Here is a 22,767-nt window from a genome sequence, read left to right as displayed (position 1 = left end):
CCTTGGTGGGGGACCCGCTGGCGCTGCTGGACCCGCTGCTGAAGGCCGGTGTGCCGGTGTGCATGGGCCTCGACCTGCCGTTGGGGGTGCCCCGCGCCTTCGCCCAAGGGCGGGCGGAGGCGGGGTTCGTGGAATTCCTGCGCGGCCTGGCGGCCCGCCCCGGCTTCTTCGCCGTGAACGACACCCTGGATACGGTCTGCCCCGACCGCCCCTTCTATCCCCAGCGCGGTATCAAGGGCATGACGCGGCTGGCCCACGCCCAGGCGCTGGGCTTCACGCAGGCCCGCGGCCTGAACCGCCTGTGCGACCTGGCGACCGCCGAGCGCCCCGCCGGCGCCCCGGTGTTCTGGACGCTGGGCGCCAACCAGTCCGGCAAGGCCGCCATCGCCGCCTGGCGGGATTGGCTGGCGCCCGCGCTGGCCGCTGGCGCGCCCTATCGCCTCTGGCCCTTCGCGGGGCCGCTGCACGGGCTGCTGGCCCCGGGTGCCGTGGCGCTGGCGGAGGTCTATCCGGCCGAGGCGCTGCGCCACCTCGGCCTGCGCATCCCCGGCAGCAAGCGTGCCCTGGCCCCGCGCCAGGCCCTGGCCCCCGCGCTGCTGGACTGCATGGCCCGCCTGCGCGCCACCCCCGAACCGGCCCTGCTGGCCGCCATCCGGGCCGGTTTCGGCGCCGACGCGGCCGGCGAGGACCGGCTGGATTGCGTGCTGGGCGTGCTGGACATGATCCTGGTGCTGGATGGCCACCGGGAGGACCGGGTGCCCCCCGACCCCTGGGTGCAAGGCTGGGAGGGTTGGGTGCTGGGGCAGCATGCCCTGCCCTTGGCTGCTCCCCTGGGCCTCGACGCGGCCCCCCCCGTGTGACAAGACGCGCCCATGCGCCGACCTTCGAGCAGCCTGGCGGGTTTCGCCCGCGTCCTTGTCGCCCATCGTGAACTCATCTTCCGCCTCGTGGTGCGGGAGGTGGGGAGCCGTTTCCGGGGCAGCACCTTGGGCCCGGCCTGGGCGGTGCTGACGCCGCTGCTGACGGCCGCCGTCTTCACCTTCGTGTTCAGCACCGTGTTCCAGTCCCGCTGGGGCGGTTCCACCGGGCGGTTCGATTTCGCGCTGCTGATGCTGTCGGGGCTGATCATCCACAACATCTTCTCGGAATCGGTGGGGCGCGCGCCCACCCTGCTGTTGGCTAATACCAGCTACGTCACCAAGGTGATCTTCCCCATCGAGATCCTGCCGGTGGTGGCCACCCTGTCCACGCTGGTGAATGCCGTGATCTCGGCCGCGATCGTGCTGGTGGGCGATGCGGCGTTCAACGGGCATGTCAGCGCCACGGCCTTCCTGTTCCCGGTGGTGCTGCTGCCCTTCCTGTTCTTCGTGGTGGGGCTGGGGCTGCTGCTGGCGGCCCTCGGCGTGTTCCTGCGGGACCTGACGCAGATCGTGACGCTGCTGATCACGCTGACCATGTTCCTCACCCCCATCTTCTACCCGCTGGAGGCGGTGCCCCCCGCCTTCCGCACCGCCATGCATTTCAACCCGCTGACCTTCATCGTGGGCCAGGTGCGGGCGGTGCTGGTGTTCGGGCAGTGGCCGAATTTCACCGGGCTCGCGCTGTATACCCTGGCGGCGCTGGCGGTGCTGGCCTTCTGCTACTGGGTGTTCCAGCGGCTGCGGCAGGGGTTCGCGGATGTCCTCTGAAATCGCTATCGAGGCCCGGGATCTTTCTAAGGCCTACCTGATCTACAATTCGCCGGCGGACCGGCTGAAGCAGGCCGTGGTGCCGCGGCTGCGCCGGCTGCTGCTGCCCCTGCTGCGCGCCGTCGGGCGGGGCAGGGGGGAGCGGCGCTACTTCCAGGAACACTGGGCCCTGCGCGCGCTGGATTTCGAGGTGAAGCGCGGCGAGACCGTCGGCATCATCGGCCGCAACGGCTCGGGCAAATCCACCCTGCTGCAGATCGTCTGCGGCACGCTGACCCCCAGCACCGGTGAGGCCCGCATCAACGGCCGGGTGGCGGCGCTGCTGGAACTGGGCTCCGGCTTCAACCCCGAATACACGGGGCGGGAGAACGTCTATCTCAACGCCTCCGTCCTCGGCCTGACGCGGGAGGAGACGGAGGCGCGGATGGCCTCCATCCTGGCCTTCGCCGATATCGGGGATTTCATCGACCAGCCGGTGAAGACCTATTCCTCCGGCATGGCGATGCGCCTGGCCTTCGCCGTGATCGCGCATGTGGATGCGGACATCCTGATCATCGACGAGGCGCTGGCCGTCGGCGACGCCTATTTCCAGCAGAAATGCTTCCGCTGGCTGCACCAGTTCCGGGAGAACGGGACCATCCTGTTCTGCGGCCATGACATGGCCGCCGTGGTGGGGCTGTGCGACCGCGCCATCTGGCTGGACAAGGGCGCGCTGCGCATGCAGGGCCCGGCCAAGCAGGTGGCGGAGGCCTATTCCAGCTTCATCGCGGTGGCGGCCATGGGGCTGAAGGACGACCAGGTGAAGCTGCTGGAAGGCGGCACCGTTGAGGCCGCCCCTGGGGCCGCCCCCTCGGCCCCGGCCGAGGGCTGGAACGCCATCCCGCCCAGCTCGGAATATGGCTCGGGCCTGGCGCGGATCACCCATGTCCGGCTGTCGGACGCCGATGGCAGGCAGCCCCTGCTGCTGCATGGCGGCGAGGAGCTGGTGCTGGAATTGCGGATCGAGGCGAAGGCCGATCTGGACCGCTGCGTGGCGGGCTTCATCATGAAGGACCGGCTGGGCCAGCCCATGCTGGGCGGCAACATGCAGGATGCGGCGCTGCTGCACGATTTCCGTATGGCGGCGGGCACGGTCGGCACGGCGCGGATGGGTTTCACCCTGCCGCATCTGGCCAGCGGGCCCTACATGTTCGCGCTCGCCTTCGCCTCCGGCACGCAGGACAACCATGTGCAGCACCATTGGGTGCATGATGGGCTGTCCGTCACGATCCAGAACCCGCGCAACTACGGCACGCAGCTGATCACCCTGCTGACCGAGGCGGCGCTGACGCCGCGCGACCCGCTGGCGGGGGGGTGATGCCGCGAGTCGCCGTCCTGCTGGCCACCTACAACGGCGCGGCCTGGCTGCCCGAGCAGCTGGAGAGCCTGGCGGCCCAGCAAGGGGTGGAATGGCGGCTGCTGTGGCGGGACGATGCCTCCCGCGACGCCAGCCGGCGGGTGCTGCAGGATTTCGCCGCCCGCCATCCGGGCCGGGTGGAGGAGCTGGGCGGGCCCGCCGGCCGGCTGGGCGCCACCGCCGGTTTTCTCGCGCTGCTGCGTGCGGCACCCGCCGCCGATGCCTACGCCTTCATGGACCAGGATGATGTCTGGCTGCCGGCCAAGCTGGCGCGCGGCCTGGCGCGGCTGGAAGCGGGGGCGGATGCCGTCTGCGGCCGGCTGTCCCTGGCCGATGGCGCCCTGCGGCCGCGGGGCCTGTCGGCCCTGCCGCGCATGGCGCCCGGCTTCGCCAGCCTGCTGGCGCATAATGTGGCGGCGGGCTGCACCATGATGCTGTCGCCCCGGGCCCGGGAATGGGCGCTGACCGCCCCCCCGCCGCCCGGCAGCCTGCATGATTGGTGGGCGGCGCTGCTGGTGACCGGCATGGGTGGGCGGCTGGATTTCGACCCGGAGCCGATGATCCGCTACCGGCTGCATGGCGGCAACAGCGTGGGCGGCGCGCCCGGGCTGCTGGAACGCGCCCGCCGCGCGCTGGGCCGGGGGGGCGCCGCCTGGTGGGCGATGCTGGAGGCGCATCTGGCGGCCCTGGCCCCACTGCCGCTGGCCCCCGGGCCCAGGGAGGTGGTGCGGCTGCTGGCCGGGCTGCGCGGCGCGGGGCCGCTCGCGCGGTTGCGTCTGCGGGCGCGGGCGGGGCTGCGGCACCATTCCCGCGCCGGGGATGCCTTGCTGACCGCCTGGCTGCTGAGGGGCTGACGCCTCCCCTGGTCTGGTCACTGCTCTGGCCCCTGGGCGGACCATGACCTATGATCCCGCCCCATGTCGCTGAAAAACCATCACCTGACCTGCCCGGTATGCGGCGGCACCTCCTTCACCGATCGCGCCGTTCTGTGGGATGGGCTGGCCGAGACCTGGGAGCTGTCCGCCGAGGAGCGGGCCTATGTGGACCGCCAGCAGGGGACCTGCTGCGACGATTGCGGCAGCAACCTGCGCTCCGCCGCCCTGGCGGAGGCCATCCTGGCCGCGCTGCGCGTGGGCGGCACCTTGCGGGACTTCGTGGCGGGACCGCGGGCCGCGGCGCTGGAGGTGCTGGAGATCAACGAGGCCGGCTCGCTCAGCCCCACCCTGGCGCGGCTGCCGCGCCACCGCCTGGGCGCCTACCCGGAGCTGGACATGCAGGCGATGCACCACCCCGATGCCAGCTTCGACCTGATCGTGCATTCCGACACGCTGGAGCATGTGCCGGACCCGCTGCTGGCGCTGCGGGAATGCCGGCGGGTGCTGCGCCCGGATGGCGTAATGTGCTTCACCGTGCCCACCATCGTCGGGCGGCTGACGCGCGACTGCGCCGGGCGCGCGCCCAGCTATCACGGCGGGCCCGAGGACAAGGGCGACGACCTGATGGTGCGCACCGAATTCGGCGCCGATGCCTGGAGCTGGCCGCTGAAGGCGGGCTTCGCCGCTGTCACGGTGACGGCGCTGGAATACCCGGCCGCGCTGGCATTGACCGCCTGGGTGGGGCGCCCCGTGGCGCCGGAACCCGCCCCACCGCCGCGCGGCCTGCTGGCCCGGCTGCTGGGGCGGTAACCCGCCCCCCTGGTTTCAGCCCAGCGCCGCCTTGATCGCGGCCAGGGCCTCGGCCAGCTTGTCGCCCTCCGGGCCGCCGGCCTGGGCCATGTCGGGTCGGCCGCCGCCGCCCTTGCCGCCCACCGCCGCCGCCGCCGCGCGCACCAGCGCGACCGCGTCGGCGCGGCCCTTCGCGGCCTCGGCCACGCCGGCTACGATGCTGGCCTTGCCGCCCTCATTGCTGACCAGCGCCACCACATCGGCGGTGCCGCCCTTCAGGATGGCTTCCGCGATGCCCTTCAGGTCGCGCGCCGGCGTATCGCCCAGGTCGCGCGCGGCCAGCTTCAGGCCGCCGATCTCCTCGATCTCGGCGGCGGCACCACCGGTGGCGAGCTTCTTGCGCAGCTCGGCCACGTCGCGTTCCAGCTTGCGCCGCTCCTCGACCATCGCGGCCACACGGGCCGGCAGGTCGGCCGGGCTCACCTTCAGGGCGGCGGCGGCTTCGCGCAGCAGGTGGGATTCGGCCTCGATGGCCGCCAGGGCGGCGGCACCCGTCACGGCCTCGATCCGGCGCACGCCGGCGGAAACCGCACTTTCGCCCACGATGCGCAGCACGCCGATATCGCCGGTGGCGCGCACATGGGTGCCGCCGCACAGTTCCAGCGAGTAGGCATGATCGCCGTCGCGGCCCATGCCGACCACGCGCACTTCCTCGCCATACTTCTCGCCGAACAGCGCCATGGCGCCCTCGGCCACCGCGGCCTCCGGCGTCATCAGGCGCGTCGTGACGGGGGAGTTCTCGCGGATGCGGGCATTCACCTCGGCCTCGACCCAGGCCAGATCCTCGGGCCCGATCGGCGTGGGCTGGCTGACGTCGAAGCGCAGGCGGTCCGGCGCGTTCAGGCTGCCCTTCTGGGCCACATGGTCGCCCATGCGGCGGCGCAGGGCCTCATGCAGCAGGTGGGTGGCGCTGTGATGGGCGCGGATGGCGGAACGGCGCGCATGGTCCACCTCGGCCTTCACGGCCTGGCCGGGGCGGGCGGTGCCGGCCTCGACCACGCCCAGATGCACGAACAGGCCGAGCTTCTTCTGCGTGTCGCGCACCACGATGCGCAGCCCCTCCGGGCCGGTGATGATGCCGGTATCGCCCACCTGGCCGCCGCTTTCGGCGTAGAAGGGCGTTTGGTTCAGCACCACCGCCACCTCGGTGTCGGGCAGGGCGGCGTCGGTCACGGCGCCATTGGCGACCACGGCCTGGATCTCGCCCTCGGCGGTCTCGGTGGCGTAGCCCAGGAACTCGGTGGCCCCGATCTTTTCTTTCAGGTCGAACCACAGCGCCTCGGTCGCGGCCTCACCCGAGCCGGCCCAGGCGGCGCGCGCGCGCTGGCGCTGCTCGGCCATGGCGGCGTTGAAGCCGTCGGTGTCCACCGTGCGCCCTTCGGAGCGCAGGGCATCCTGCGTCAGGTCCAGTGGGAAGCCGTAGGTGTCGTACAGGCGGAAGGCGACCGCGCCCGGCAGGGGCTGGCCCTCGCCCAGCTTGTCCGTCTCCTCGGCCAGCAGGCCCAGGCCGCGTTCCAGCAGGCCACGGAACTTCTGTTCCTCCAGCCGCAGCGTCTCGGTGATCAGCGCCGCCGCGCGGCCGAGCTCCGGATAGGCCACGCCCATCTGGCGCTCCAGCGCGGGGAACAGCCGGTACAGCAGCGGCTCCTTCGCGCCCATCATCTGGGCGTGGCGCATGGCGCGGCGCAGGATGCGGCGCAGCACGTAGCCGCGCCCCTCATTGCTGGGCAGCACGCCGTCGGCGATCAGGAAGGAACCGGCGCGCAGATGGTCCGCCACCACGCGGTGGCTGACGCGGAAGGGGCCGTCCGGGTCCTGGCCGGTGGCCTCGGCCGAGGCCAGGATCAGCGCGCGCAGCGTGTCGGTGTCGTAGTTGTCGTGCTTGCCCTGCAGGATGGCGGCGAAGCGTTCCAGCCCCATGCCGGTGTCGATGGAGGGGCGGGGCAGCGGGTTCCGCGTGCCGGCCGGCTCCTCCAGATACTGCATGAACACCAGGTTCCAGATCTCGATGAAGCGATCGCCGTCCTCATCCGGGGAACCCGGCGGGCCGCCCGGGATCTTGTCCCCGTGGTCGAAGAAGATTTCCGAGCACGGGCCGCAGGGGCCGGTGTCGCCCATGCGCCAGAAATTGTCGCTGGTGGCGATGCGGATGATGCGGCTGTCCGGCAGGCCCGCGATCTTGCGCCACAGCGCGGCCGCTTCCTCATCCTCATGGTAGACCGTGACCAGCAGCTTGTCCTTCGGCAGGGCGAAGTCGCTGGTCAGCAAGGTCCAGGCATGGGTGATCGCCTGTTCCTTGAAATAGTCGCCAAAGGAGAAATTCCCCAGCATTTCAAAGAAAGTGTGGTGGCGGGCGGTGTAGCCCACATTGTCCAGGTCATTGTGCTTGCCGCCGGCGCGCACGCATTTCTGCGCCGTGGTGGCCCGCACATAGTCCCGCTTCTCCTGCCCGGTGAAGACGTTCTTGAACTGCACCATGCCGCTGTTGGCGAACATCAGCGTGGGGTCGTTGCGGGGCACCAGCGGCGAGGATTCCACCACCTGATGCCCATTGCGCGCGAAATAGTTCAGGAAGGTGGCGCGGATATCGTTGCTGCTGGTCACGCGGAAACCTCGGGAGGGAAACGGGGGAAGATGAGTGTCTTTAACCCGGAAGTGGCGGCGGCGGAATGTGCTGCGCCAGCCAACCCGCGGCCGAGGCCAGATGCAGCCCCATCCAGCCCCACCAGGTGGCGGTGAAGACGATCAGCACCGGCTCCAGCGGCCGGGCCAGTTGCAGCACCAGCCCCAGCAGGAACAGCCCGCCCCAGTAGAAGACGGCGGCACTGGGCCCGCCGAGGGCGAGCCAGGCCTCCTGGCCCAGCGGCGTCATCAGGAAATCGGCCGCCGTGCCGGGCAGCCCGGCCCAGGCCGCGGCATAGGTCAGCGGCAGCACCAGCAAAGCCGCCAGGCTGATCCACCACCAGGCGGTGGGGCGGCCGAAAATCGGGTCCCGGCCGCGCCCGGCCTCCATCGCGCCATCCTGCCAGGCCGAAAGCTCGATGGCGGACATGGCGTGTTTCGGGCGCTCGCCGCGCCGGCCCATCTCATAGGCGCGCGCCGCCGCCCCGATGGGGATGCCCGGGGGGGTGTCATCGCTGGGCCGGGTGTGCTGGGCGGGGGCCATGGTGCGGAGTGCGGTCTCGGGGACAGGCGGGAAGTCTGCCACGGCCACGGGCCGCGGTGCGAGATTTTCCGCCGCATCAACCAGCGGTGGTGTCACCGCCGGCACCGGCATGGGCGTCGGGACCGGCAGGCGCGAGGGGCCGGGCACCGGAATGTGCAGGCGCGGGGTGGTCAGCACGCGCTGGGCCTCGCGGCCCGCGCGGCGGGGCTTCTCGGGGGCGGGCGTGCGGGGGGCGCTGGCCGGGGCCGCACGCGGCTTGGGCGGACCGAAGCCCATGCGCATCCGCCACAGGCTGCGCTCCTCCGCCTCCTCGTCCTCATCCTGGACATTCAGCACAGTCAGATGCGGAGGCGGCATGGAGGAACTCTCAAGACTTCGTGTGGTGTAGCAGGGGCTTCAACGCGCCGCATCCCCGGAGAGGCTATAGCTTCTCCGCCGCGAACGCCTCGACCAGTTCGCGGATGCGCTGCGGGTCGCTCTGTTCCATCACGCGCCTGGCCAGCCGGGCGCAATCGTCGATGGTCAGCGCCCGCACAGCCTGCTTCACGCGCGGGATGGAGCCCGCGTTCATCGACAGGCTGCGCAGGCCGAGGCCCATCAGCAACGGCACCAGCTTGGGGTTGCCCGCCATCTCCCCGCACACGCTGACCGGCATGCGCATGCGCAGCGCGGCCTCTGTGGCGAACTGCACCAGCCGCAGCACGGCCGGGTGCAGCGGGTCGTACAGGTGGGAGACCTCGGTCTCCGCCCGGTCCACCGCCAGCGTGTACATCGCCAGGTCATTGGTGCCGATGGAGAAGAAATCGGCCTCCAGCGCGATGGCGTCGGCGGCCAGCGCCGCCCCCGGGGTCTCGATCATTACGCCCAGCGGCGGCAGCTTCTCGGGCAGGGCCTCACCCCGGCGGCGCAGGCGCTTGGCCACGCGCTCATAGATCTCGCGCGCCTGGGCCACTTCCTGCGGGATGGTCACCATGGGCAGCATCACCCGCACCGGGCCGCGGATGGCCACGCGCAGGATGGCGGCGAATTGCTCCTCCAGCAGCTCCGGCCGCTTCAGCAGCAGCCGCAGGCCCCGCAGGCCCAGCGCGGGGTTGGGCCCGCTCGGCGCCGGCACGCCTTCGCCCAGCGCCTCCATGTCCTTCTCGCCGCCCCAGTCCAGCACGCGGATGGTCACGGAATCCCCGCCCATCGCCTCGACGATGGAGCGGTAGGCGTCGAACTGCGCGTTCTCGTCCGGCAGGGAATCGCGGTTCAGGAACAGGAATTCGCTGCGCAGCAGCCCGATGCCCTGCGCGCCCGCCTGGGCGATCAGCGGCAGCTCGGCCGGGATTTCCAGGTTGGCCTGCAGCTCCACCACCTCGCCGTCGGTGGTCTCCGCCGGCAGGCGGCGCAGCTTGGACAGCTTGGCGCGTTCGCGGGCATAGGCCGCGACCTTGTCCTTGGCCGAGGCCAAGGTGGCCTCACCGGGGTGCAGCGCGATGTTGCCCGCGCCGCCGTCCAGCACCGCGAAGTCGCCGCGCTTGGCGGCCTCCGTCAGGCCGGCGCAGCCGACGATGGAGGGAATGCCCAGCGCGCGCAGCATGATGGCCGTGTGGCCATCCGCGCCGCCATCATCGGTGGCGACACCCGCGATGCGCGCGGGGTCCAGCAGGGCGGCGTCGGCGGGCGTCAGTTCCTCGGCCACCAGGATGGCGCCCTGCGGCACCTCCTTGAAGGAGCGGAAGGGCGTGGCCGTCAGGTGGCGGATCAGGCGGCGGGCGATCTCGCGCACCTCTCCCGCGCGGCGCAGCAGGCCGGATTTGTCGTCATCCTTGGCGTTCAGGATGATGGCCGCGATGTCCTCCGACTCGTCCAGCACGGCGGTCTCGGCCGACAGCAGCGCTTCCCCGATCCGCTTCTTCGCGCCGCGCAGCAGCCGGGAATTGCCCAGCATCATCACATAGGCGTCGAGCAGCGGGGCGAGTTCGCCCTGCGCTTCCTCGGGCAGGATGGCCAGGCGGGTCTTGAGCTTGGTGACCTGCTTGCGGGCGGTGGCGGCGGCGGCGTTCAGGCGTTCGCGCTCGGCCTCCACCTGCTCGGCCGCGATGGCGCGGCGGGGGGCCTCGGTGGTGGGCTCGGTCGTGTCGTAGATGATGCCGATGGCGATGCCCGGGGCCACCGGGATGCCGCGGTACAGCGCCTCCTTGGGGGGCTGCCCCAGGGCCTCGCCGGGGGGCTTCTTCGCGGGCTTCGCCTTGGCGGGCGGCTCGGCCGGCTTCGGCGCGGGCTTGGCCTCGGCCTTGGCGGGCTCGGCGGGTTTGGCGGCCGGCTTGGCCTCGGCTTTCGCCTCCGCCTTCTGGGGTGCGGCCTCGGCGGGCTTCACCGCCGGCTTGGGATCGGCCTTCGCCTCGGCCTTGGCGGCGGCCGCCTTCGGCTCCGGCTTGGGCTCACTCTTCATGGAAGCCGGCCTCGACCAGCCCGGCCACGGCTTCCAGCGCTTCCTTGGCGTCCCAGCCCTCGGCGGTGATCTCCACCTCGGTGCCCTTGCCCGCGCCCAGCATCATCAACCCCATGATGGAGCAGGCGGGCACGACCTCACCGCCATGCAGCACGTGCATGCAGGCGGAGAATCGCTCCGCCTCGCCGACCAGCTTGGCGGCGGCGCGGGCATGCAGCCCGCGGGAATTCACGATCTGGACCTTGCGCCTGAGCACATGAGCCCCCGGGATTTCAGGACAACCGCAGTCCTGCACCGACAATATGGCGTCACTGGGGACGCTGTTCATATCCTGGTCCATTTTTTTGTTTCCCCTCAGCCGCCCTGACAGGCGGTCTTGCCCGGCACATCCCCCCCGGCCGTGATGTATTTCCGGCCGGCTTGCGCCGCGTGGTCGATCGCTTCGGACAATGGCTCGGTTCCGCGCACCTTGGCCAGCTTTACCAGCATGGGCAGGTTCGCGCCGGCCAGCACCTTCACCTTCCCGTTCGCCAGCGACAGCGCCAGGTTGGAAGGGGTGCCCCCCAGGATATCGGTGATCAGCACCACGCCATCTCCGTCATCGACCGAGCCGATGCAGTCCCGGATATGGGTTCGCTGATCCTCCATGTCATCGTCCGGGCCGATGCACACGGTCGCCACCCCGCGCTGGGGGCCCACCACATGCTCCATGGCCAGGCGCAGCTCCTCTGCGAGCCGCCCGTGGGTGACGAGAACAAGACCGATCATGGAGTGCCGACGCTGACGCAGGGGGGGAAGTCGCTCATAGCTTTGCCATGGTGAGGGGCGACCGTTGCGGGGCGCCCCCAGGGGGGTTGAGGGGGGGAGGTGATTCCGGGCTGGCGGGGGAGCCATCCGGCGAAGGCAGTGGGCGCGCGGCTGTAGCCTCTGGCGCGGCCTGGGGCAATTCCCGCCCAGGACTTGTCGGCATATGGGGATGATCGGGCGCCATGTATTCCTTCGCCGGGTATTCCCGATGCGTCAGGTTGACACGCCAGCCATGTTCCCCGGCCATGAGATGCAGATGCGCCGCCAGTTTTTCCGCGACCGCGACCGAGCGATGCTTGCCGCCGGTGCAGCCCATGGCGATGGTCAAGTACTTTTTGCCTTCCAGAACATAACGCGGCAGCAACGGGTCCAGTAGCGCGGTCAGGTTGCGCCAGAAGCCGGGGAAGGCCGGGTCGGCCTCCACATGGGCGGCCACGCGCGGGTCCTGGCCGGTCAGGGGCTTCAGCGCCGGCACGTAATGCGGGTTGGCCAGGAAGCGCAGGTCGAAGACCAGGTCGGCTTCGCGCGGCAACCCCTTGGGAAAGGCGAAGGACATCACGGTGATGGACAGGCCCGGCGCGCCATCGGGGCGGAAGCGTTCCTCCATGCGCTGGCGCAACTCGGGCAGTGGCAGGTCGGAGGTATCGACCAGCAGGTCCGCCGCCTCCCGCAAGGGGGCCATCAGCGCGATCTCCCGCGCGATGCCATCCTGCACCCGGGTGCCCAGCAGGCCGCCCGGCGCCAGCGGATGGCGGCGGCGGGTCTCGGAATAGCGGCGCAGCAGCACGATGTCCTCGGCCGCCGCGAACAGCAACGTCACGTCCAGGTCGGGGCGCAGGCGCAGGCGTTCGACCACATTCAGCAGTGCCCCGGGCTCGAAGCCGCGGCTGCGGGTGTCCACGCCGACCGCGATCGGCAGCGCGCCATCGCCCAGCACCGATTCGAGCATGGCCAGCGGCGGGTTATCCACCGTCTCGAAGGCCATGTCCTCCAGCATGTTCAGGATGGAACCGCGCCCAGCCCCGGCCAGCCCGGTGACGATCACGACAGGGCGCTGGCCGCTCATGGTTTGAGGAAGCCCGCGCGCTGGCGCAGCATGCCGCGCGCCGTGGCCAGGGCCCAGGCGGCCTTCTGGGGGGCGGCGGCGTCGGTGGCGTCCAGCGCCAGGCGGGGCAGGGCGATGCCCAGCGCCCGCCACTCGGCCGGCGCCGGCAGGCGGGGGATGGCCGCCTGGGGCATCAGTTCCGCAACCAATGCGAGAGGAGCCCCGGTGTGGGGCAGCCCCTCATACAGGCCGAGGCCCCGCACCTCCATCAGCCCAGCGCCCTCGGGCGGGGGGGCGGCGTGCAGGGCACCGGCGGCGGCGGTCAGCACCACCTGGTCATCGGCCACGAGGGACCAGCCTATGCCCATCAGACGCAGGGCCAGTGCGGATTTGCCGGAACCCGGCGGGCCGAGCAGCAGCAGCGCCGCGCCATCGAGGGCGACACAGCTCGCGTGCAGACGCATGGGGTTGAATCCGGGAGGTGCATCATTCGGGGCGGAAATATGGCGCAAATGAGGTAAGGAAGGAAGCGTCCCGCTACTCAACCCATGCGTGCGCTGTTTCTGGTTGTTGCAACGCAATCTTCCCCCCATCGGGGGCTTGGCCCGGCGCCGTGGTGCTGGCATCCCCAAAGGCATGTCCATCACCCGCTCCGACATCCAGGCCGCGCACACGCGCATCCGCGCCGACATCCGCACCACCCCGGTGCTGGACCTGCCCGAGGGCGTGTTCGGCCCCGCGCTGAACCTGAAGCTGGAACTGACGCAGGTGACCGGCAGCTTCAAGCCGCGCGGCGCCTTCAACCGGCTGCGCATGGCCGCCGACCTGTCGCGGGGGGTGGTCGCGGCCTCGGGCGGGAATCATGGCGCGGCGGTGGCCTATGCCGCCCAGGCGCTGGGCGTGCGGGCGGATATCTTCGTGCCGGAGGTCTCGGCCCCCGCCAAGCAGGCGCGCATCCGTGCCTATGGCGCCAACCTCGTGGTGGGCGGCGCGCGCTATGCCGATGCGCTGGCCGCCAGCCAGGCGCACCAGGCCACGACCGGCGCGCTGGAGGTCCATGCCTATGACCAGCCCGAGGTCCTGGCCGGCCAGGGCACCGTGGCGCTGGAATGGGAAGCCCAGGCCCCCCGCCTGACGCATCTGCTGGTGGCGGTGGGCGGCGGTGGCCTGATCGGCGGCATGGCCGCCTGGCACGCCGGCTGCGCGACGGAGGTGGTGGCGGTGGAACCCGAGACCAGCTGCGCCCTGCACGCGGCGCTGGCCGCCGGGCACCCGGTGGAGGTCCCTGTCTCCGGCATCGCGGCCGACAGCCTGGGGGCGAAGCAGGTGGGCGCCGCGATGTTCCCGATCGCGCGGCAGAATATCCGCACCAGCGTGCTGGTCAGCGACGAGGCCATCCGCGCGGCGCAGGCCAGGCTGTGGGAGGCATGCCGGATCCTGGCGGAACCGGGCGGCGTGACCGCGCTGGCCGCGCTGCTGAGCGGGGCCTGGGTGCCGCCGCGCGGGGCCAGGGTGGGGGTGCTGGTGTGCGGGGGGAATACCGAGCTGGGGTAGGACAGGCCAGGAGGGGCGCCGCCCCTCCCGGACCCTCCCCGCTGGGAAGATAAGATCTCCCCAGGCCCCTGCGAATAGTTTTAAATTATTGATATTATTATATAGTATTCATGGAATTGGGGCTGCCCCAAACTGACGGAAAGTAATGGGGGAGCTTGAGGGGGAAAGTCATTTCCCCCTCAACGGGAGCACGAGGGCAGCGCCCTCGTTTCACCCCCTCGGCACGAAGAACGGCGTCGTTTCCAGTTCCGGTTCGTCGAAGGCTTCCAGCTCCGCGCGCAGCTTCGGAAAATCCTCCCGGAACAACCCGCGCAGGATGGCCAGTGCCACCCGTTCCCCCGCGATCGCCACGGCCGGGATATCGCTGGCGATGCCGCCGAAGCTGGCATGCGCGCCGTAGTTCAGAAGGTGGATGTGCTTCATTTCCGGCGGCGCGGTCAGGCCGCGCGGCAGCAGTTCGAAGCCGGCGCCGAGATAGGGGAAGGCCGCCAGGTCATGCCGCACCAGTTCGGGCGGCGGCACGTAGCGGTCGCCCCAGCGGGCGATGTGGGGGGCGAAATCCGCCAGCTCCGGCACTTGGTCCATGTCCACCAGGAAGCCGGTGCCGACGATCAGGAAATCATGCGCGCGCTCGGTGCCATCGGCGAAGCGCATGACGACCTTGTCGCCCTCACGCCGCACGGATTGCGTGGGCATGCCCAGGTGGATGTCCACGCCCAGGCGCAGCACGCGGTGCACCGTCTCATGCGGCGGGGGCGCCTGCAGGTCCTGGATATAGGTCATGACCGCCCAGCGGTCCTCGTCCGGCAGGTCGCCCCAGCCGTAGTGATAGGGCAGGCCGGTGCCGCGGCCCTTGTTGATCTGCGGCAGCTGGGCGCGGCGGACATACACATCCGCGCTGGCGGCGCCGTGGAGCATGGCGACCGCGGCGTTGTCGAGTGCCGAGGGCCCCGCGCCGATCACGGCCAGCGACTTGCCGCGCAGGCGCTCGAAATCGATCAGGTCATTGGTGTGGGCGGCCAGGCCGGGGCGCAGATCCCCGGGCACGAAGCTGGGCCAGAACATGCCGCCCACGGCGCCGCGCCCGGTGGCCATCACCACGCGGCGGGCCAGGATGGGCTCACCCGTATCGGTCACGACGCGCAGCAGGCCGTCGGCGGGCTGCACGGCGCGCATGGTCACGCCATGGCGGATCGGCAGGCGCAGCGTCTTCTGCAGCCAGCCCAGGTAATCCTGCCAGTCCTGGTTCGGGATCTTGTACAGCGCGTGCCAGGCATCGAGGCCGAAGCGCGCCTCATGCCAGGCGCGATAGGTCAGGCTGGGGATGCCGAAGCAGGGGCCCGTCAGGTTTTTCGGGCTGCGCAGCGTCTCCATCCGGGCATAGGTGCACCAGGGGCCTTCCTGGCCGGGGGCGGCCGCCTCCAGCACCTCGATGTTGCGGATGCCCTTCAGGATCAGCGCGCCGGCGGCGGCGATGCCGTTCATGCCGGCACCGATGACGACCACGTCGCGCACGCCCTGGCGGCGCGGCACCCAGTTCTTGGCGGGGAGGTTCAGCACCTCCATGTCCCGCTGCACCTGTTGTTCCAGCGCGGCCAGGCCGCCTTGCGAGCTATGGTTCATGGTGCGTTGCAATATCCATGACATGTCAGCCCTTGTCCACGCGGCTGATTCCATGACGCAGCTGTTGATCCAGCGCGGGCAGGTCGAGGCCATCCAGCAGCGGGTTGCGGTCCAGCCCGCCGCCGGTGGCCGCCGCCAGGGCGGCCGAGCACGCGGCGGTGACCGGCATGGGTACGCCCTGGGCCGCGGCCAGCCGCAGATAGAAGACGAGGCCGAAGGGCACGTCCTCCGTCACATAGCGGTTGCCGAGGTCGGTGGGGCCCAGCACCGCGCCGCGCCCGGCGGCGATGGCCGCCGCCATCTCATGCAGGGGCGCCAGCGGCACGCCATTGGCCCGTTGCAGCAGCGTGGCGAGCGAAGGCACCGACAGGCCGAAACTGGCGGCCAGCGCGGCGCGCTCGGCATCCATCGCCTCCATCAGGCGGCAGGCGGCCTCGGTCATCATCTCGTATTGCGGCCAGGCCTCGCGCTTTTCGATGCGCGTCAGGTTGGTCAGGGCCAGCACGCCATGGATGATGGGGTTGGAGCCGACGAGCGCCACCGCCAGCGCATCGCGGGCGGGGATGTAGCGGTTGCCGAACAGGGTTTCGGCCAGGGCCGCCAGCTCGGGCGCGCGGCCGGCGGGGATGGCGGCGATCTCGATCTCGCTGCGGATCATCGCGATGCGCACGCGGGCGGGGCCGGTGCGCCGCCCGCCCAGCGGCGTGGTGCCGAGGCCGCCCACCGGCGCGCGGGCCGGGCCATGGCGGGCCATCAGTGCCTCGAAGGCCAGGGGCGCGAGGGAGGCGGCGGGCGAGATCAGCAGCGGCACGCCGGGCGGCAGGGCTTCGGCGATGCGCGGCAGCAGGGTGGGGAAGGCATAGGCGGGTACGATCAGCACCGCGGCCTCGGCCCCCGCCAGCGCGTCCGCCAGGCCGGCCGCCACGCGCAGCGGGAACACGCCGGTCAGCAGGCCCTCGGCCTCGATCGCATCGGTCATTCCCGCCGTGCCGGCGCCCGAGGGCGACCAGATCGTCACCGCATGCCCGCGAGAGGCCGCCAAGGCCGCCACGCCCGGGCCCACGGCGCCCGCCCCCAGCACTGTCAGCCTCATGAACCGCCCCTTCTGCCTGTGGCGTGAGCATCGGCGCCCGGGCCGCGCCCTGTCCAGCCGGACGGAAGCTCTTTCGCCACTCTGGCGGGCGCGACAGAATGCGCCATCCGCAGGAGCACCCCATGCCCGACACCACCCGCCGCGTGCTGCTTTCGGCGCTTGCCGCAGCCCCTGTTCCGGCCATGGCCCAGACCGCCCTGCCGGCGGGCTGGCCCGACCATTCCATCCGCATGATCGTGCCGGCGGCCGGTGGCGGCGGCACGGCCGACACCATCGCCCGTATCCTGGCGCAGGAGTTGGATAAGCGCCTGCCGCAGCGCACCGTGGTGGACAACCGCGCGGGGGCCAACGGCAATGTCGGCGCCACCGCCGCCGCCCGCGCCGCCCCCGATGGCTACACCATGCTGTATGGCTGGGCCGGCACCCTGGCGACCAACCCGGCCATGTACCGCGACCTGCCCTTCGACCCGCTGCGGGATTTCGAGCCGGTGATCCTGATCGGGAATGTGCCCAACATCCTGGTGGTGAACCGCGACCTGGGCATCCATACGATGGCGGAGTTCACCGCCTATGCCCGCGCGCATCCCGGGGCGCTGTCCTTCGGGTCCTCGGGCAATGGCAGTTCCATGCACCTGGCCGGCGAGATGTACCGCCAGGCCACCGGCACCGACATGGTGCATGTGCCCTACAACGCCGTGGCGCAGGGGGTGAACGACCTGATCGCGGGCCGCATCCAGGTGATGTTCAACCTGATCACCGGCGTGCAGAATCAGGTGAAGGCCGGCATGCTGACGCCCATCGCGGTGCTGAGCGACCGCCGCGCCGCCGCCCTGCCGGATGTGCCCACCGCCGCCGAGGCCGGGATGCCGGGCCTGGAATTCGGCACCTGGTTCTGCCTGATGTTCCCGCGCGGCACGCCGCAGCCGATCGTGCAGGCGATGAACCGGCTGGTGAACGAGATCCTGCAGGACCGTGACGCGCAGCAGCGGCTGGCGGCGCAGGGGCTCGATATCCTGGGCGGTACGCCGCAGCGGCTGACGGAATTCCTGACCAGCGAGATCCGCCGCCATGGGGAGCTGGTGCGGGCTTCGGGCGCCAGCATGAACTGAGGCCGGGGCGCCCCTTATTGAATTGTCACCTGCATCACGGAGTTGTTGTTTCGAGCTTTATTCTTTGACATCCTTCGTTGCCGGGGCGGTTTCGTGGCTTCAGGAGAGAAACGATGAAGGTCATGGCCTTTGGTTCCTGCATGTCGAACCTGACAGCGGCCAACCTCGACGCCTATTTCGGTTATCAGCAGACCCATAACGTCGCGCATAACCGCAGCGATCACTTCCTGAAGACTTTCGTCGACCGCACCCACCAGAACATCCCGCTGGAATGGGTCGAGAGCGTGCTGGAATACGACCCGGAGAATGAGGCCAACACGCGGGAAGCGAAGCGCTTTCTGCGCAACCAGCACGCCGAGCACATCGGCTTTCATGACCATGAGGCGAAGCAGCGCCCGGGCAAGACCTTCTTCGACGACCTGGAGGAGTATGAGATCGACGTCATCCTCATGGACAATTTCATGGATGTGGCGGCGAACCAGCTGCGCATCTATCGCTGGCTGCGGGAACGCCAGCCCCGGGCGAAGTTCTTCTTCCTGCCCTTCCACAGCTGCACCAGCCTGAACGCGCCGGGCCGCTACCTGCGCATCCGGGGCTTCTATGAACAGTTCAGCGCGCTGGCGGCGGATGAGGACATCCATAGTCATGCACCCGCTCGACCTGCCGCCGGAGGAGACGGAGGGCGAGGGCGACTGGCCGCATTTCAAGCCGAAGGTCTACACGGCCATGGCGGGCTATATCCACCTGCACAACCTGGCCCCCCTGCCCAGGCCCGGCATGCCCTATGTGCTGCCCGAACCCGTGCATGTGGACCAGAACCGGTTGCAGGAGCTGGTTTAGGTCCAATCGACAATCAAGTTGCGGGTGCGTCTGGCGGTGCTTCTCCACGCTGGCCGCATCCCGAACCCGCATGCCGATGCGGCCTAGGGCAGTGTCACCCGCAAGATCGTCCCGGTCTCGCTTTCGGTGATGAAGGCCTCGCCGTCCTTCAGCGCCAGGTTGGTGGTGTTCCAGCCGGCCGCGCTGGCGATGCGCAGTTCGGGCTCGGCGCGGGCGGACAGGCGCCACACCGTGCCGAAGCCCGCATGGGCCACATACAGCCGCCCCTGCTCATCCAGCGCCATGCCGTCCGGCCCCGACACGCCGCCATGCAGATGCGCGAAGATGCCCGCCTTGGTCACCGAGCCATCCTTGTGCAGCGGCAGGCGCCACACCTGGTTGGCGCGCGTGACCGCCACCAGCACATAGGACAGGTCGGGCGCCACCACGATGCCGTTGGGGCTGGGGATGGTGTCGATCAGCGTGTCCAGCCGGCCGTCGGGGCGCAGGCGATAGACGCGGCCCGTGGGGTCATGCAGGCCGGTCTGGCCCTGGTCGGTGAAGAAGATGCTGCCGTCGCTGCCGAAGGTCAGGTCGTTCACGCCCTTGAAGCCCTCGCTGCGCGCCGATTCCAGCAGCGGGGTGATGGAGCCCGTATCGGCGTCCAGCTGCAGCAGCCCGTGGCGGTAGTCGGTGATGACGTAATGGCCTTCGGGCGCGCGCTTCAGCCCGTTGGGCCAGCCATCGTACTGCACCACCAGCTCCCACTCGCCCTGGGGCGAGATGCGGAAGATCCGCCCGAAGGGGATGTCGGTGACCAGCAGGTTGCCGTCCTCGTCGAAGCAGGGGCCTTCCAGGAAGGAATCGACCGGGTGCCCGCCGCGGTTCCAGTTGGCCCAGGCGCTGGGCACCAGCTTGCGGAATTCGTCCGGCAGGCGGGTCCAGGCGGCGGTCTCGACGCGGGTGGGCGGGGCGAAAAAGCTCATGCAGGCTACCTGTTTGTGGGGAGCGGGCGCTTGGGGTGCGCGCCATTCCATTGCAGTCTCGCGCCAGTATCACTGCTCGCATAGGGGGAGCATCCATGCCCACGGGTTTCGCCATCCATCAGCGCAGCCGCGCCGTCTCGCCGCAGATCGTGGAGGCCTTCCGCCCCCTGCCGGTGGCCAATATCAGCGACTGCATGTCGCGCATCCTGGCCGGCGGCCCGCGCATCCGCCCCATGCACAAGGGCGGCGTGATGTGCGGCCCGGCCCTGACCATCAAGACCCGCCCCGGCGACAACCTGATGATCCACAAGGCCATCCAGCTGGCGGTGGCCGGCGACGTGCTGGTGGTGGATGGCGGCGGCGATCTGACCAACGCCCTGATCGGGGAGCTGATGGCCAACCAGATGATCGTGCGCAAGCTGGGTGGCATCGTGCTGAACGGCGCCATCCGCGACGCGGGCTGGATCGCGGCGCATGACTTCCCGGTCTATGCCGCCGGCGTCACCCATCGCGGCCCCTACAAGGATGGCCCGGGCGAGATCAACGGCACCATCGCCATCGACGGCATGGTGATCGAGCCGGGCGACCTGGTGATCGGCGATGAGGACGGCTTCCTGGCCGTGCCCTTCGCCCAAGCGGAGAAGGTGCTGGCCGACACCCAGGCGAAGAACGCCGCCGAGGAGAAGCAGATGGCCGCCATCCTGTCCGGCAGCTACACGGCCCCCTGGGTGGATGAGACGCTGAAGCGCCTGGGCTGCGAGGGGCTGTAGCCCCCTCAGCCTTTCCCCTGGCCCGCCCAGGCCAGGGCGAACACCCGCAGGTGGCTGGCCAGCGGCTGGTCGGGGTCGGCCCGGGTCGCGTCCTGGGTGGCGACCAGCCCGGCCAGGCTCTGCCCCTGCTGGCTGGCCGCCTGTTCCAGCACGGACCAGAAGGCCGGCTCCAGCGCCACCGAAGTGCGGTGGCCGTTCAGCGACAGGCTGCGCTTCTGCAGGTGCGGCGTCACCCGGTGGGGCCCAGCATCTGGTCGGGGCGCACCCACTGGTCGAATTCCTCGGCCGTCAGATAGCCCAGGCGCAGGGCCGCGTCCTTCAGCGTCAGCCCTTCGGCCAGCGCCAGCTTGCCGATCTTCACCGCCTTGTCGTAGCCGATATGCGGGTTCAGCGCGGTCACCAGCATCAGCGACTTGCCCAGGTTCTCCGCGATGCGCGGCAGGTTGGGGGCCAGCTTGGCCACCATGTGCTCGGCGAAGCTTTCCATCGCGTCCGCCAGCAGGGCGATGGATTGCAGCGTGGCCTGGATGATGACGGGCTTGAACACGTTCAGCTCCAGGTGGCCCTGGGCGCCGGCCACCGTGATGGTGGTGTGGTTGCCCATCACCTGGGCGGCCACCATGGTCAGTGCCTCGGCCTGGGTGGGGTTGGTCTTGCCGGGCATGATGCTGCTGGACAGGCCATCGGCGGGGATGACCAGTTCCGCGAGGCCCGAGCTCGGCCCGCTGCCCAGCAGCCGGATGTCGTTGCCCAGCTTGTTCAGCGACACCGCCAGCACGTTCAGCACGCCCGAAAGCTCCACGAACACGTCATGGGCGGACATGCCCTCACCAGGCAGGTCATTGGCGGTGAAGGGCAGTTTCAGGCGCTGGGCCAGTTCCGCCGCGAAGCCGGGCGCGAATTGCGGATGGGTGTTCAGCCCCGTCCCCGCCGCCGTGCCGCCCTGCGGCAGCACCAGCAGGCGCGGCAGGGTGCCGTTCACCCGGGCCTCCGCCTGCTTCACCTGCCGGGCCCAGACGGCGAATTCCATCCCCAGGCTGACCGGCACCGCATCCATCATATGGGTGCGCCCGAGCTTCACGATCGGCGCCCATTCCTGGGCCCGGGCCTCCAGCGCCGCATGCAGGGTCGTGAGCGCGGGCAGCAGCCGGGTCGTCACCGCCTCGGCGGCCGCGATGTGCATCACGGCCGGGAAACTGTCGTTGGAGGATTGGCCCCGGTTCACGTGATCATTGGGATGCACGGGCGCGCGGGTGCCCAGCGGCTGGCCCAGCAGCTCATTCGCGCGGTTCGAGATCACCTCATTCGCGTTCATGTTGGTCTGGGTGCCGCTGCCGGTCTGCCAGACGGGCAGGGGGAAATCGGCGTCGCGCTCGCCGCGGATGATCTCCTCCGCGGCCTGGGCGATGGCGCCGGCGATATCGGCGGGCAGCAGGCCGAGCGCGGCATTGGCCCGGGCGGCGGCCCATTTCTGCAGGCCGACGGCGCGGATCAGGATGGGCGGGAAACGCTCCGTGCCGATGCGGAACAGGCGGCGCGCGCGCTCCGTCTGCGGGCCCCAGTAGCGGCCCTCCTCGATCTCGATACTGCCGAGGCTATCGGTTTCCGTGCGCGGCATGGGGCGGGTGCACCTTCATCCAGTGGCGCGCGATCTGTTCGCGCGTGGCGACCCATACATCGGGGCAGGCGGCCACATGATCAAGGAAGCGCGCCAGCGCCGCCGCCCGCCCGGGCCGGCCCACGATGCGCGCGTGCAGGCCGACGGACATCATGCGCCCGCCCTCCTGCCGCAGCACCTCCAGCGCGTCGGTCAGGTATTGCTCGAAGCCCCCGGGCGCGGTGAAGCCCGGCGGCACGCCGAACTTCATGTCGTTGGCGTCCAGCGTATAGGGGATGATCAGCTGCGGCTTGCCCCCGGCATCGACGTAATAGGGCAGGTCGTCGTCATAGGCGTCGCAATCGTACAGGAAGCCCCCATGCTCCGCGACCAGGCGGCGGGTGTTGGGGCTCATGCGGCCGGTGTACCAGCCGACCGGGGCGCGGCCGGTCAGCTGCGCGATGGTGTCGTAGCAGCGGGCGACCTCCGCGCGCTCCACCTCCTCCGGCACATTGTGATAGTCGATCCAGCGCCAGGCGTGGCTCGCCACCTCATGGCCCTGCTCCACGAAGGCACGGGCGACATCGGGGTTCAGCTCCAGCGCGCGGCCGACGCCATAGACGGTGAATGTCAGGCCCCGCGCGGCGAACTGGCGCATCACGCGCCACACCCCGGCCCGGGCGCCGTAGTCGAACTGGCTTTCCATGCCGCGGTTGCGCTCGCCGATGATGGGCGTGCCGCCGGGCACCTCGTTCAGATAGATCTCGCTGCCGGCATCGCCGTTCAGCACGGTGTTCTCGCCGCCTTCCTCGTAATTCAGCACGAAGGAGAGCGCGACCCGCGCGCCGCCCGGCCATTGCGGGTCCGGCGGGTTGGCGCCGTAGCCCTTGAAGTCGCGCGGGTAGTAGCTTTTCGGGTCGGGGATCATGGCGTGATTTGGCCAGGGCGCGCCG

23 protein-coding genes are annotated in these 22,767 nt (G+C 70.4%); 9 read left to right on the top strand and 14 right to left on the bottom strand.

What is annotated here, in order from left to right:
- The first annotated feature begins 5 nt into the window (after positions 1-5).
- The 5 genes from GT007_RS08700 to GT007_RS08680 all read left to right on the top strand — a co-directional run bounded on the left by GT007_RS08700 (position 6) and on the right by GT007_RS08680 (position 4,769).
- Entirely contained in the window at positions 6-860 is an 855-nt protein-coding gene (locus tag GT007_RS08700) for a hypothetical protein (protein ID WP_236571565.1), read from the top strand.
- A gap of 12 nt (positions 861-872) precedes the next feature.
- Positions 873-1,688 carry an ABC transporter permease gene (locus GT007_RS08695; protein ID WP_160121216.1) on the top strand — a complete coding sequence of 272 codons (816 nt, stop codon included), beginning with the start codon at positions 873-875 and terminating at the stop codon, positions 1,686-1,688.
- Positions 1,678-3,045: an ABC transporter ATP-binding protein gene (locus GT007_RS08690; RefSeq protein WP_160121215.1), complete on the top strand. Its 1,368-nt coding sequence runs from the start codon at positions 1,678-1,680 to the stop codon at positions 3,043-3,045. The genes GT007_RS08695 and GT007_RS08690 overlap by 11 nt, the downstream gene beginning before the upstream one ends.
- A complete protein-coding gene (locus GT007_RS08685; protein WP_160121214.1) occupies positions 3,045-3,938 on the top strand; it encodes a glycosyltransferase in 894 nt (297 codons plus the stop codon). Before GT007_RS08690 ends, GT007_RS08685 begins: the two co-directional genes overlap by 1 nt.
- A gap of 63 nt (positions 3,939-4,001) precedes the next feature.
- Positions 4,002-4,769: a class I SAM-dependent methyltransferase gene (locus tag GT007_RS08680; protein WP_160121213.1), complete on the top strand. Its 768-nt coding sequence runs from the start codon at positions 4,002-4,004 to the stop codon at positions 4,767-4,769.
- 15 nt (positions 4,770-4,784) lie between these two features.
- Here the strand turns inward: GT007_RS08680 and alaS are convergent, their stop codons facing one another.
- The 7 genes from alaS to GT007_RS08645 form a co-directional block, all read right to left on the bottom strand.
- Positions 4,785-7,412, bottom strand: coding sequence for an alanine--tRNA ligase (alaS, locus tag GT007_RS08675; RefSeq protein ID WP_160121212.1), 2,628 nt, complete (start codon positions 7,410-7,412; stop codon positions 4,785-4,787).
- 40 nt (positions 7,413-7,452) lie between these two features.
- Positions 7,453-8,331: a hypothetical protein gene (locus tag GT007_RS08670; RefSeq protein WP_160121211.1), complete on the bottom strand. Its 879-nt coding sequence runs from the start codon at positions 8,329-8,331 to the stop codon at positions 7,453-7,455.
- Between the two features lie 64 nt (positions 8,332-8,395).
- A complete protein-coding gene (gene ptsP / locus GT007_RS08665; RefSeq protein ID WP_160121210.1) occupies positions 8,396-10,411 on the bottom strand; it encodes a phosphoenolpyruvate--protein phosphotransferase in 2,016 nt (671 codons plus the stop codon).
- Positions 10,401-10,751 (bottom strand): HPr family phosphocarrier protein, encoded by a 351-nt coding sequence (locus GT007_RS08660; protein ID WP_408015537.1) that lies wholly within the window; start codon positions 10,749-10,751, stop codon positions 10,401-10,403. Before GT007_RS08660 ends, ptsP begins: the two co-directional genes overlap by 11 nt.
- Before the next feature lie 14 nt (positions 10,752-10,765).
- Positions 10,766-11,179, bottom strand: a complete 414-nt coding sequence (locus GT007_RS08655) for a PTS sugar transporter subunit IIA (protein WP_160121208.1) — start codon at positions 11,177-11,179, stop codon at positions 10,766-10,768.
- Positions 11,180-11,213: 34 nt separating this feature from the next.
- Positions 11,214-12,284 (bottom strand): RNase adapter RapZ, encoded by a 1,071-nt coding sequence (gene rapZ, locus GT007_RS08650; RefSeq protein WP_160121207.1) that lies wholly within the window; start codon positions 12,282-12,284, stop codon positions 11,214-11,216.
- On the bottom strand, positions 12,281-12,727 hold the full coding sequence (locus GT007_RS08645; RefSeq protein ID WP_160121206.1) for an HPr kinase/phosphorylase: 447 nt from the start codon (positions 12,725-12,727) through the stop codon (positions 12,281-12,283). The genes rapZ and GT007_RS08645 overlap by 4 nt, the downstream gene beginning before the upstream one ends.
- A gap of 172 nt (positions 12,728-12,899) precedes the next feature.
- On the opposite strand from GT007_RS08645, the gene GT007_RS08640 reads away from it, so the two are divergent.
- Entirely contained in the window at positions 12,900-13,817 is a 918-nt protein-coding gene (locus GT007_RS08640) for a threonine/serine dehydratase (RefSeq protein ID WP_160121205.1), read from the top strand.
- A gap of 210 nt (positions 13,818-14,027) precedes the next feature.
- Here GT007_RS08640 and GT007_RS08635 read toward each other — a convergent pair whose 3' ends face one another.
- Both GT007_RS08635 and GT007_RS08630 read right to left on the bottom strand, forming a co-directional pair.
- Positions 14,028-15,440, bottom strand: a complete 1,413-nt coding sequence (locus GT007_RS08635; protein WP_160121204.1) for an NAD(P)-binding domain-containing protein — start codon at positions 15,438-15,440, stop codon at positions 14,028-14,030.
- A gap of 25 nt (positions 15,441-15,465) precedes the next feature.
- A complete protein-coding gene (locus GT007_RS08630) occupies positions 15,466-16,533 on the bottom strand; it encodes an NAD/NADP-dependent octopine/nopaline dehydrogenase family protein (protein ID WP_160121203.1) in 1,068 nt (355 codons plus the stop codon).
- 122 nt (positions 16,534-16,655) lie between these two features.
- Here GT007_RS08630 and GT007_RS08625 point away from each other — a divergent pair, with 122 nt between their 5' ends.
- On the top strand, positions 16,656-17,642 hold the full coding sequence (locus GT007_RS08625) for a Bug family tripartite tricarboxylate transporter substrate binding protein (RefSeq protein ID WP_160121202.1): 987 nt from the start codon (positions 16,656-16,658) through the stop codon (positions 17,640-17,642).
- Between the two features lie 14 nt (positions 17,643-17,656).
- Here GT007_RS08625 and GT007_RS08620 read toward each other — a convergent pair whose 3' ends face one another.
- Positions 17,657-18,283: a hypothetical protein gene (locus GT007_RS08620; RefSeq protein WP_160121201.1), complete on the bottom strand. Its 627-nt coding sequence runs from the start codon at positions 18,281-18,283 to the stop codon at positions 17,657-17,659.
- 4 nt (positions 18,284-18,287) lie between these two features.
- Here GT007_RS08620 and GT007_RS08615 point away from each other — a divergent pair, with 4 nt between their 5' ends.
- Positions 18,288-18,482 carry a hypothetical protein gene (locus tag GT007_RS08615; protein ID WP_160121200.1) on the top strand — a complete coding sequence of 65 codons (195 nt, stop codon included), beginning with the start codon at positions 18,288-18,290 and terminating at the stop codon, positions 18,480-18,482.
- Positions 18,483-18,565: 83 nt separating this feature from the next.
- On the opposite strand, the gene GT007_RS08610 is transcribed toward GT007_RS08615, so the two are convergent.
- On the bottom strand, positions 18,566-19,447 hold the full coding sequence (locus GT007_RS08610) for an SMP-30/gluconolactonase/LRE family protein (protein WP_160121199.1): 882 nt from the start codon (positions 19,445-19,447) through the stop codon (positions 18,566-18,568).
- 95 nt (positions 19,448-19,542) lie between these two features.
- Here GT007_RS08610 and GT007_RS08605 point away from each other — a divergent pair, with 95 nt between their 5' ends.
- Positions 19,543-20,217, top strand: coding sequence for an RraA family protein (locus GT007_RS08605; RefSeq protein WP_160121198.1), 675 nt, complete (start codon positions 19,543-19,545; stop codon positions 20,215-20,217).
- Positions 20,218-20,222: 5 nt separating this feature from the next.
- Here the strand turns inward: GT007_RS08605 and GT007_RS08600 are convergent, their stop codons facing one another.
- From GT007_RS08600 to puuE, 3 genes are read right to left on the bottom strand one after another with little or no spacing between them, the layout of a single operon-like run.
- The gene (locus GT007_RS08600; RefSeq protein ID WP_160121197.1) at positions 20,223-20,450 is read right to left on the bottom strand and encodes a ribbon-helix-helix domain-containing protein; all 228 of its coding nucleotides are present in this window, start codon (positions 20,448-20,450) and stop codon (positions 20,223-20,225) included.
- Entirely contained in the window at positions 20,447-21,835 is a 1,389-nt protein-coding gene (locus tag GT007_RS08595) for a class II fumarate hydratase (protein ID WP_160121196.1), read from the bottom strand. The genes GT007_RS08600 and GT007_RS08595 overlap by 4 nt, the downstream gene beginning before the upstream one ends.
- On the bottom strand, positions 21,813-22,742 hold the full coding sequence (gene puuE, locus GT007_RS08590) for an allantoinase PuuE (protein WP_160121195.1): 930 nt from the start codon (positions 22,740-22,742) through the stop codon (positions 21,813-21,815). The genes GT007_RS08595 and puuE overlap by 23 nt, the downstream gene beginning before the upstream one ends.
- Between the last annotated feature and the right edge of the window lie 25 nt (positions 22,743-22,767).

The organism is Rhodovarius lipocyclicus (assembly GCF_009900765.1).
Taxonomy (GTDB): Bacteria; Pseudomonadota; Alphaproteobacteria; order Acetobacterales; family Acetobacteraceae; genus Rhodovarius; species Rhodovarius lipocyclicus.
This window is presented reverse-complemented; position numbering and strand designations above follow the sequence as displayed.

What these genes read in the sequence shown, in the direction of transcription:
- GT007_RS08690 (WP_160121215.1), top strand. Translation starts at nt 1,678, where the DNA reads ATGTCCTCTGAAATCGCTATCGAGGCCCGGGATCTTTCTAAGGCCTAC.
- GT007_RS08695 (WP_160121216.1), top strand. Translation starts at nt 873, where the DNA reads ATGCGCCGACCTTCGAGCAGCCTGGCGGGTTTCGCCCGCGTCCTTGTC.
- GT007_RS08645 (WP_160121206.1), bottom strand. Translation starts at nt 12,727, where the DNA reads ATGCGTCTGCACGCGAGCTGTGTCGCCCTCGATGGCGCGGCGCTGCTG.
- puuE (WP_160121195.1), bottom strand. Translation starts at nt 22,742, where the DNA reads ATGATCCCCGACCCGAAAAGCTACTACCCGCGCGACTTCAAGGGCTAC.
- GT007_RS08615 (WP_160121200.1), top strand. Translation starts at nt 18,288, where the DNA reads ATGCACCCGCTCGACCTGCCGCCGGAGGAGACGGAGGGCGAGGGCGAC.
- GT007_RS08635 (WP_160121204.1), bottom strand. Translation starts at nt 15,440, where the DNA reads ATGAACCATAGCTCGCAAGGCGGCCTGGCCGCGCTGGAACAACAGGTG.
- GT007_RS08595 (WP_160121196.1), bottom strand. Translation starts at nt 21,835, where the DNA reads ATGCCGCGCACGGAAACCGATAGCCTCGGCAGTATCGAGATCGAGGAG.
- rapZ (WP_160121207.1), bottom strand. Translation starts at nt 12,284, where the DNA reads ATGAGCGGCCAGCGCCCTGTCGTGATCGTCACCGGGCTGGCCGGGGCT.
- GT007_RS08670 (WP_160121211.1), bottom strand. Translation starts at nt 8,331, where the DNA reads ATGCCGCCTCCGCATCTGACTGTGCTGAATGTCCAGGATGAGGACGAG.
- GT007_RS08620 (WP_160121201.1), bottom strand. Translation starts at nt 18,283, where the DNA reads ATGGATGTCCTCATCCGCCGCCAGCGCGCTGAACTGTTCATAGAAGCC.
- GT007_RS08685 (WP_160121214.1), top strand. Translation starts at nt 3,045, where the DNA reads ATGCCGCGAGTCGCCGTCCTGCTGGCCACCTACAACGGCGCGGCCTGG.
- GT007_RS08610 (WP_160121199.1), bottom strand. Translation starts at nt 19,447, where the DNA reads ATGAGCTTTTTCGCCCCGCCCACCCGCGTCGAGACCGCCGCCTGGACC.
- GT007_RS08630 (WP_160121203.1), bottom strand. Translation starts at nt 16,533, where the DNA reads ATGAGGCTGACAGTGCTGGGGGCGGGCGCCGTGGGCCCGGGCGTGGCG.
- ptsP (WP_160121210.1), bottom strand. Translation starts at nt 10,411, where the DNA reads ATGAAGAGTGAGCCCAAGCCGGAGCCGAAGGCGGCCGCCGCCAAGGCC.
- GT007_RS08680 (WP_160121213.1), top strand. Translation starts at nt 4,002, where the DNA reads ATGTCGCTGAAAAACCATCACCTGACCTGCCCGGTATGCGGCGGCACC.
- GT007_RS08640 (WP_160121205.1), top strand. Translation starts at nt 12,900, where the DNA reads ATGTCCATCACCCGCTCCGACATCCAGGCCGCGCACACGCGCATCCGC.
- GT007_RS08605 (WP_160121198.1), top strand. Translation starts at nt 19,543, where the DNA reads ATGCCCACGGGTTTCGCCATCCATCAGCGCAGCCGCGCCGTCTCGCCG.
- GT007_RS08625 (WP_160121202.1), top strand. Translation starts at nt 16,656, where the DNA reads ATGCCCGACACCACCCGCCGCGTGCTGCTTTCGGCGCTTGCCGCAGCC.
- GT007_RS08660 (WP_408015537.1), bottom strand. Translation starts at nt 10,751, where the DNA reads ATGGACCAGGATATGAACAGCGTCCCCAGTGACGCCATATTGTCGGTG.
- GT007_RS08655 (WP_160121208.1), bottom strand. Translation starts at nt 11,179, where the DNA reads ATGATCGGTCTTGTTCTCGTCACCCACGGGCGGCTCGCAGAGGAGCTG.